The sequence below is a fragment of the Daejeonella sp. genome (assembly GCF_044232565.1).
Lineage (GTDB): Bacteria > Bacteroidota > Bacteroidia > Sphingobacteriales > Sphingobacteriaceae > Daejeonella.
The window spans coordinates 1-8,959 of sequence record NZ_JBIILQ010000104.1; the positions used below are offsets into that span (position 1 = coordinate 1).

At 34.7% G+C, this 8,959-nt stretch carries 6 protein-coding genes; all 6 read left to right on the forward strand.

Going from position 1 to position 8,959, the window contains the following annotated elements:
• The first annotated feature begins 301 nt into the window (after nt 1-301).
• The gene (locus ACILQF_RS07195) at nt 302-1,297 is read left to right on the forward strand and encodes a DUF3078 domain-containing protein (protein WP_395626738.1); all 996 of its coding nucleotides are present in this window, start codon (nt 302-304) and stop codon (nt 1,295-1,297) included.
• A 46-nt stretch (nt 1,298-1,343) separates the two neighbouring features.
• Nucleotides 1,344-2,177, forward strand: coding sequence for a prohibitin family protein (locus ACILQF_RS07200; RefSeq protein WP_395626739.1), 834 nt, complete (start codon nt 1,344-1,346; stop codon nt 2,175-2,177).
• A 24-nt stretch (nt 2,178-2,201) separates the two neighbouring features.
• Nucleotides 2,202-2,735 (forward strand): YcjF family protein, encoded by a 534-nt coding sequence (locus ACILQF_RS07205; protein WP_395626740.1) that lies wholly within the window; start codon nt 2,202-2,204, stop codon nt 2,733-2,735.
• Between the two features lie 217 nt (nt 2,736-2,952).
• Complete coding sequence (locus ACILQF_RS07210) at nt 2,953-3,678, forward strand: thioesterase II family protein (RefSeq protein ID WP_395626741.1); 726 nt, start codon at nt 2,953-2,955, stop codon at nt 3,676-3,678.
• A gap of 176 nt (nt 3,679-3,854) precedes the next feature.
• Nucleotides 3,855-7,472 (forward strand): type I polyketide synthase, encoded by a 3,618-nt coding sequence (locus tag ACILQF_RS07215; protein ID WP_395626742.1) that lies wholly within the window; start codon nt 3,855-3,857, stop codon nt 7,470-7,472.
• A gap of 4 nt (nt 7,473-7,476) precedes the next feature.
• A partial coding sequence (locus ACILQF_RS07220) for a type I polyketide synthase (protein WP_395626743.1) occupies nt 7,477-8,959 on the forward strand: 1,483 nt, incomplete at its 3' end.

The following is an 8,959-nucleotide window of genomic DNA, read 5'->3' on the forward strand; positions in this document are numbered from 1 at the left end:
GCCCTGTATACATCATGTGCCTAACGAAAACCCTCATATTGCTTAAGAGCAGTTGCGATTTGTGTTTCTGTGAATTGTTGTTTCTTTATTTTTATGACATTTGAAATTAAACATTTTGTCTAATTAGTCAATGTCTTAATAATAGGGAAGCTTACAAAAATGGGGTGGCTACACTTTTCTCTTTTTTGATTGTTTAGCACGCGATTATTATCGATTTGTTTTATATTAGCCTAATTTTTTGTGAAATAAATTATTGTATATAAGATTATTATGTTAAAGTTTCTAACTTTATAACATATTTATGAAAAAACTTCTCGATTATTTTTGTGAAATTAAGATATCATTGATTCTTTTAATTTCATTACAGCTACTTGTATCTCAAACTGAAGCAATTGGTCAAACTCCGTCAGCAGATACGAGTTCAAGAAATATAGACACAACCGTAATAAAAAAGGAATCACCCTGGAAAAATCAATTGATGATGTCTGTTGGACTTGGTGGATTAGCAGTATTTAATTGGTCGAATGGTTCTACTCCAAATCACAATTTCAATACGAATATTAAGTTAAACACTACCTATAATAATAAAAAACGAACACAGTTCATTAGTAATACCATGTTTGCATTAGGCTATAATAGTGGTCAGGACAAGGTTTGGAGAAAAAATTCGGATTTATTTTATTCTGATAATATTTTTTTATACTCACTCAATAAGAAAACTAAATACTGGTACTTGGCCAGTGTCTTAGAGCTTTCTACTCAGATTTTTGATGGGTATCTTTATGATCCGAAAATTGCTGGAGTTAAAACTAAAGTATCTTCATTTCTTTCTCCAGGATTTTTAACTCAGGGTGTTGGTTTGATTTATATGAATAAAGTATTGTATTTTGGTGTAGCTCCAGCAGCTATAAACTATACATTTATTGTCGATCAGGATGTAAAGGCATCCCTGCACAGTCTTGAATTAGATAGATATTTATTTGACAATGGATTTTTAGTCAAAGCGGGGTACTATAATCACCTATTTAAGAGAAAAGTTTTCGTAAAAGTCTTATCCTCTTACTTCCACAATTATGATAGTAATAAAATGATTTGGACTTCAAATGGTATGTTTCGCTTTAACTTTACTAAGTGGTTATCCTTTAATACAGATTATTCACTTTTATACAATAATAAACAAAATTCTCTATCTCTAGTCTCTAATAATATAGCTGGCATACCTTCAGGTGTTTCAGCAGGGTCACCTAAAATACAAAGCTTTATTACGTATGGTTTAGGGGTAAATTTAAAATTTTAAATAACTATAAAAACAAGGTTAAATACCTTTTTTAGATATAATGCTTATGAACAAATCGCTTAAAAAGCAAAAAATAACATCCTATTTAAGGAGCATTTCCATAGGTGTTTTATTAGTTCTTTTTGTGTTTGTGCTGTTTAGTAGTAAGATTTTTATTAAAATAAAATCTGGGGAAATTGGGGTATTATTTGATCTGATTGACGGAACCCATCCAGAAACTTATAAGGAGGGATTAAACATAATAAGTCCCTTGAATGAAATGTTTATTTACGACTTACGTACCCAAAATATTGAAATTGAGCAACAAGTACTAAGTCATGATGGATTATCTATTCGTGTCAAGTCTAATGTTTTATTTAGGCCTTTGAGAAATCAAATCTTCGACTTACATCAAAAACTGGGCCCTAATTACCCAAACACTTTTGTTATACCGGCATCACAATCTTTGATTAGGAAATTAATTGCAGATTTAACTCCTGAAGAAATTTTTTTAATGGACAAAGGAATCATGGAAAATGTGCTAATTTCTAAATTTAAAAGGGAGTTAGCTTCCAAGTACATTGATATGGAGCACTTCTATATTAGCTCAATTCAGCTACCAGATACGATATCGCACGCTATTGAAGCAAAATTCAGAGATGAAGAACTTATCTATCAGTATGATTTTAAACTAATAATAGAGGAAAAAGAACGTAAAAGAAAAATCATAGAAGCAGAAGGTATAAAACAATTTCAGCTTATCTCAAATATATCTCCATTACAATGGAAAGCATTGGATGTTACTGAAAAGATATCAAAATCTCCTAATTCAAAGATAATAATGATGGGAAATTCTTCTAAGGATTTACCTATTCTTTTAAATAATGACACTAAGAAATAGAACTTAAACCTAAATTAAACTATTATGGAAACAAAAACTCATGTTTTAACAAGTGCAGAGGTTAAAAAAACCGAGACAATCATTAAAAACCATGTACTCATTGCTATGGGATTTGGAGCTGTTCCAATTCCTCTTGTTGATATGGCTGGCATCACTGCAACGCAAATTTCAATGATTAGTAAATTGGCAGCGGAGTATCAAATACAATTTTCCCATGAATTGGGTAAAACCGTTTTGGTTTCTTTATTGAGTGGTGTTGGTGCACAATCATTAGCAACAGGTACTTTGGGTAGCCTTGTAAAGGCAATTCCATTAGTAGGTAGTATTGTTGGTGCCGTAACCTACAGCGCTGTTGGAGGTTCAACAACCTATGCAGTAGGAAAAGTATTTGCACGTCATTTTGAAATGGGTGGGAACTTGTTAAATTTCAAAGCATCTGATGCCAAGAGCTATTTTAAAGAAGAATTGGATAAGGGTAAAGATGTAGTAAAAAGCGTAAAGGATACTGTTAAAAAACCTTTCACGAAAAAAACAGAATCAGATACTGTAGAAGAATAAAAATTATTTTATGCCACCAATTTTTTTAAATCCAATATTCATAGCTAGCTGGGTAATTTTTAGCTTAATCTGTGGAGTAATTGGCACTAACAGGCGAACAGGATTTTATGGCTCATTTATATTGGCGCTTATTTTCTCCCCTGTTTTACTCTTGGTGATGCTAAGAATATTTAAGCCAGTAAAACCTAAAGGATAGAGGCAAGTTTATTGGATTAAGATGCAGGCGAGAACAAAACTTTTTATTTTTCCTCATGCAGGAGGAAGTGATCTTTCATATGCTTCCATGGAGAAATCATTGTCTCCTGTTTTTGATTGTTTTACAGTGTGCTATCCAGGAAGAGGAAGGCGGTACAATGATAAATTTGTAAAGAACATTGGCGAGCTTGTTGAGGATTGTTTGTCCTTTTTTTTATCAAAGCACGATGGTGAAGACTTTTTTTTTATGGGACATAGTTTTGGTTCCCTAGTTGCTTTTGAATGTATGAGGGTAATGCAATCTGACAATATGCCTCAGCCTGCCATGTCCTTTTTGTCAGGAAAAAGCGCTCCTTCCCATGTTTCTGATAGTGTATTAAAGCATAAGTTGGATGATGAACATCTTATTTTATATTTAAAAAAACTCGGAGGTATTCCTAATGATCTTGCAGATAATCAATCTTTCATTTCTTTTTATCTGCCAATTATTCGACACGATCTAGCGCTAATTGAAAATTACGAATATAAGCAGAGCAGCCAACTAAATGTTCCTCTTGTTCTGATAAATGGAACAAATGACCTCGGAATAAAGTCCGGCTCTATACAAGCATGGCAACAGGAAACTACAGAAAAGTGCCATTTTGAGAATATGGCAGGAGGGCATTTTTTTAATTTGGAAAATCAATCCTTTACTAATCTGATTTGCTCATTTAATGAAAAGTGTAATTACAATATTTCTTCTGTATAGTTAATGTTTAGTCTTTTTAATGATTCTACAATTTTAACTCTTTTTTTATCATTGTAGATTCATTTATTAAACAGTTTTTATGCTACTTGTAGATGCAGGCAATTCTTCTGTTTTTAAATCATTTTAATACCGAAAGTATAAAATTTAATAATTTGATACTGCCATAAAGTTTGATTATGCCTCTTGAAAAACCAGATTTGACACCTCTTCAGAAAGCTTACCTCGTAATCAAGGATCTTCAGAATCGTATGGAGAATCTTTCTCCGCCTTCAGTCGTAAATGAGCCCATAGCGGTTATTGGTATTTCTTGTAATTTACCTGGTAATATTAATTCGGCTGATGGATTGTGGGAGGCTTTATTAAAAGGTAGTGATCTAATATCCAAGTATGGTTTTAGTAATCGTTGGAATATAATATCTGACAATAATTCTTTCAAAAGTGCAATGCCTCACGCAGGGTTATTAGAGGATATAGCTGGCTTTGATCATGTTTTTTTTCACATATCTCCTGTAGAAGCTCAATATATGGATCCCCAACAGCGGCACATGCTGATGGTGGCTTATAAAGCTTTTGAAGATGCAGGTATAGCATCTCATACTTTGAAGGGCTCTTCCACAGGTATATTTGTGGGAATTGGCGCTGTAGATTATACGATGCATATTCTACAGCACACACAACAATCTGCTGCAAGTCCTTATTTAGGGAGTGGAAATTCTTTAAGCGGTGCAAGCGGTCGCCTTTCATATTACTTTGGGTGTAATGGACCATCAATGAGCATAGATACAGCTTGCTCTTCATCGTTAGTAGCATTGCATCAGGCTTGCCAAAGTTTGAGGCAGAACGAATGTAATCTTGCTTTAGTTGGTGGAGTTAATTTACTGTTGTCAGCACAATTACAAGAAAGTTTGACGGAAGCTGGTATGTTATCTTCAGATGGACATTGTAAAACCTTTGATGAATCTGCCAACGGATATGTTCGTTCTGAAGGTTGCCTAGCAATCGTCATTAAAAAGTTAAGTGATGCTGAAAGAGACGGTGATCGTATTTATGCTTGTATAAAAGGATCAGCGATTGCCCAAGATGGGGCGAGTGGTGGTTTAACTGTTCCTAATCCTCAAGCACAAGCTTCTGTTATTCAGCAAGCTTTGAAAGTTTCGGGTATAAAATCAAGCGAAATTGATTTTATAGAAGCTCACGGAACAGGGACATCTTTAGGTGACCCTGTTGAAATGGAGGGTATCAAGCTAGCTTTTGCTGAACGAAATTCCACAGAAAAAATTCGTATTAGTTCTATTAAAACAAATTTAGGCCATCTGGAAGCTGCAGCTGGATTGGCAGGTATAATAAAAACATGTTTGAGTTTATATAATAGAAAATTACCTCAGCACCTGCATTTTACAAATCCTAACAAACATATTTCATGGGATTTAATCCCAGCAGTGGTCAATAAAGACATTTATGATTATTCACTTTCCTCTAAAACATTGTTAGCGGGGGTTAGTTCATTCGGATTTACGGGTACCATCGCTCATTGTATCCTACAAGAATACCATCCGAAAAATAATGAAATTATAGATATAGATGAAAACTATACGCTTACTATTTCTGCACCTGATCTTGAAGCATTAGAAGCATTAAGGAAAGTTTACAGAGAATACTTATTAACCACATCTAACAATTTAAAAGATATTTGCTACACAGCTGCCCTCGGCAGAAATACATATAAGTATGCTTTTTCAGTGAAAGCGTCGTCCATAAAAACGATGTTGCTTGCTTTAGACCAAGCGGTTTCACTTTCATCTCCCGTAATAAAGCCAATGAGCATACAAAAATGGAAAAAAATAAGTCTGCCACACTTTCCATTTAAATTATCAACCCATTGGATTGGCCCCTTACCTCAACTAATGCATACTTCAAATCAGTATCATCTTGAATGGAAACAAACAGACTCCATCAAAATGACTGAGCTTACTGAATTATCTTCAAAGTCAATATTTATATATATCAACCCATCTTCATCAGCTTTATTATCAACCTTGCAGAAACAAGATGAATTAATAGTAATCCCTGTTTATTGGCAAAATGAGGATGTAGGAAATCAGTATCCCCAGATTAATACGAAATCAGCTCTGATTGATTTTCTAAAAAGTGTTATTCAAGAAAATGATAATCATTTGATTAATATCATTTACGATATTACTGATTTGCCGGATAGATTAGATGAATTACAATTTAATACCCTATTTCATACTGCTTTTGAAAATGGATTATCTTTTTTGCAGTCTCTATCTTCATTTCATTCTTCAATAGGATCATTCATTCTTCTAAGTCAAGAAGCTACTCAAGTAAGTAAAACTGACAAAACAGCGACCCAAACATTGCAATATAGTTTAAGAGCTTGGATTAAATCAATAGGCCTTGAAATTCCTGGGATGTTTACGTTGTCACTTGATATTTCTGCGATTACCTCTGTACAAGAGCTAAACAAACTAGATATCTCTGCTTGGTTACAACAACAAAAACATCCCAATTTATCGGTACGTGGGGATCTGATTTTTTATGAGATACTGAATTCTATTCCTTTACAAGAAGAAAGATTAGCTGTAAAAATAGAAAAGCAGGGAGTGTATTTAATTACTGGAGGTAGTGGAAGTTTAGGACAACACATTGCCCAATGGTTGATTAAAGAGGGTGCCTGCAAAATAATTCTGGCTAGTCGTACTTTGGTAATTGATGCACAGAAAAATACTAAAATCATCAATAAACAAGTTGATGTAAGTGATGAAGATTCAGTCTTAGCATTAAATAACTGGCTTAATGATGAAGGGCTGGTGTTAAATGGGATCATACATGCTGCAGGTATATCCCACAGTCAATGGTTTAAGGATCAAACTTTGAAGGATATTGAACGGGCAGCTTCCACTAAAGTGAGGGGATTACGTAATTTATCTACTCATTTATCATTGAATTCGCTTGATTTTTTTGTAGTCTATTCTTCGATAGCATCCGTTTGGGGGTCTTCAATGCTATCTCATTATGCGGCAGTAAATGCCTATATGGATTCATATGTTCTTCAACTTCGAAACAAAGGAATACCCGCAAAATCTATCAGTTGGGGCCCTTGGGCAGATAGTAATATGATGAAACAGGATGAAAATAGCACAGAATTATTGCGTCAGGGTGGTATCATCGCCCATCGGTCTGAAACGGTATCTACACACTATGGCCAGCTCCTGCATCCACAGTATAGTCATGAAGTTTATGTAGAACTTGATAAGCCACGTTTTACTGCAGTTATGGAATTAAATAGATCCTCTTCTTTTTGGGATGCAATACGTCAAGCCGTTGGTGAAAAGAAATCAGAGGTGCATGGTAGATCACTAGCGTTGAATGACAATTTGCAGAGTCTTTTACCTGAGGATCGCGCTCAAAAAATACAAGAGATATTACTGGAACAATTGGGCGAGATATTATTAATTAACGATTCCAAAAGCATAGGTGTTAGAAAAAGTTTTAACGAGATGGGAATGGATTCCATTCTTACTGTCCGGTTTGTTGAAAAATTACAACAACAATTTAGGCAGGATATAACAACCAACATGATTTTCAACTATTCAACTATTGAATTACTTAGTCAATATATAAATGATAGCTTCTATTTAATAGTTGATAGCGAACCAACACCCTTAGTGCCATTAAGTGGAGCAATAACAAGCATTGAATCCGAAATTAAAGAAATGGATGATGATGAACTGCTTGGATTAATTAATGCTGACATTCAAAAGTATATTTAATATAATGGACGATATCGACTTAACAAAAAAATTATATACGGCCTTAAAATTAGCGGAATCAAAGCTAATTGGGATGGAGCAGAAGCAAACAGAAGCCATTGCTATTGTTGGCATGGCTGGTCGTTTTCCTGATGCAGATAATCTGGATGAATTCTGGGATAATTTGTATAAAGGTCATGATCCTGTAAGAGAAGTGCCAGCTGATCGTTGGAATGCAAATCATTTTTATGATAATAATCCGGATACGCCAGGTAAATCCTATTGTAATTATGGATCTTTTCTTTCTGATATCAAAGGATTTGATACTTCTTTTTTTAATATTCTGCCGACCGAAGCAAAGCAAATGGATCCGAAACAGCGGATACTTTTAGAGGTCACCTGGCAGGCACTTGAAACTGCTAATATCAAACCCTCTTCTCTATATGGAAGTGATACAGCGGTATACATGGGTACTTCTGATGATAATTATTCTTATTTTACGATGGGTGAATTGGGCACAGGTATCAATTCACATTTTGTAACAGGAAATGCAATTTCAACTGCTAGTGGTCGCCTTTCTTATTTTTTAGGATTACAGGGCGCAAATGTAATACTTCAAACCGCTTGTTCCTCTTCACTGGCTGCAGTAGATTTAGGTGTACAGGAATTAAGGCTTGGAAAAACAAATCTAGTAATCGCCGGAGGTATCAACCTAATGTTATTGCCGTTTGGACACATGGCATTGTCTAGAACTAGAGCACTCTCTGCAGACGGTCGTTGTAAATCATTTGATGCAAGTGCAGACGGTTATGGTCGTGGTGAAGGTTGTGGTATTATTATTCTGAAAAGATATAGTGATGCTCTAAAAAATGGAGATAATATTTTAGCCCTAATTAAAGGTTCGGCTGTAAACCAGGATGGTGCAAGCAATGGGATGACTGCTCCAAACGGTCTTGCACAGGAGAAAGTCATTAGAAAAGCACTTCTAAATGCAAATATTTCCGCTGATGAAATTTCCTTCATCGAAGCACACGGAACAGGAACTAAATTGGGCGATCCAATTGAGATGGAAGTGCTGGGTAATGTTTATGGCCAAAACCGAAGCGCTGAAAATCCATTATATGTTAGCTCTGTAAAATCAAACATTGGCCATTTGGAAGCAGCAGCGGGTATTGCCTCTGTAATTAAAACAACGCTTTCTTTATATCATGGTACAATTCCAGGAAATCTTCATTTTAAAAATCCAAATGCATCTATTCCTTGGAAATCAACTATTTGTATCCCAACAACATCTATTCCATTAAAAAAACAAGAAAAGCCTAATACTGCTGCAATTAGTTCTTTTGGTTTTAGCGGGACTAATGTGCATATCGTTATGGAATCGGTTCCTCAGAACATTAATCTTGACAGTTCTGAAAATGATCGGCCATTAGCATTATTTCTATCCGCAAAAGACAGTTCTGCCTTAACTTTATTAGTACAAACTTATCAAACATATTTATCCCAAA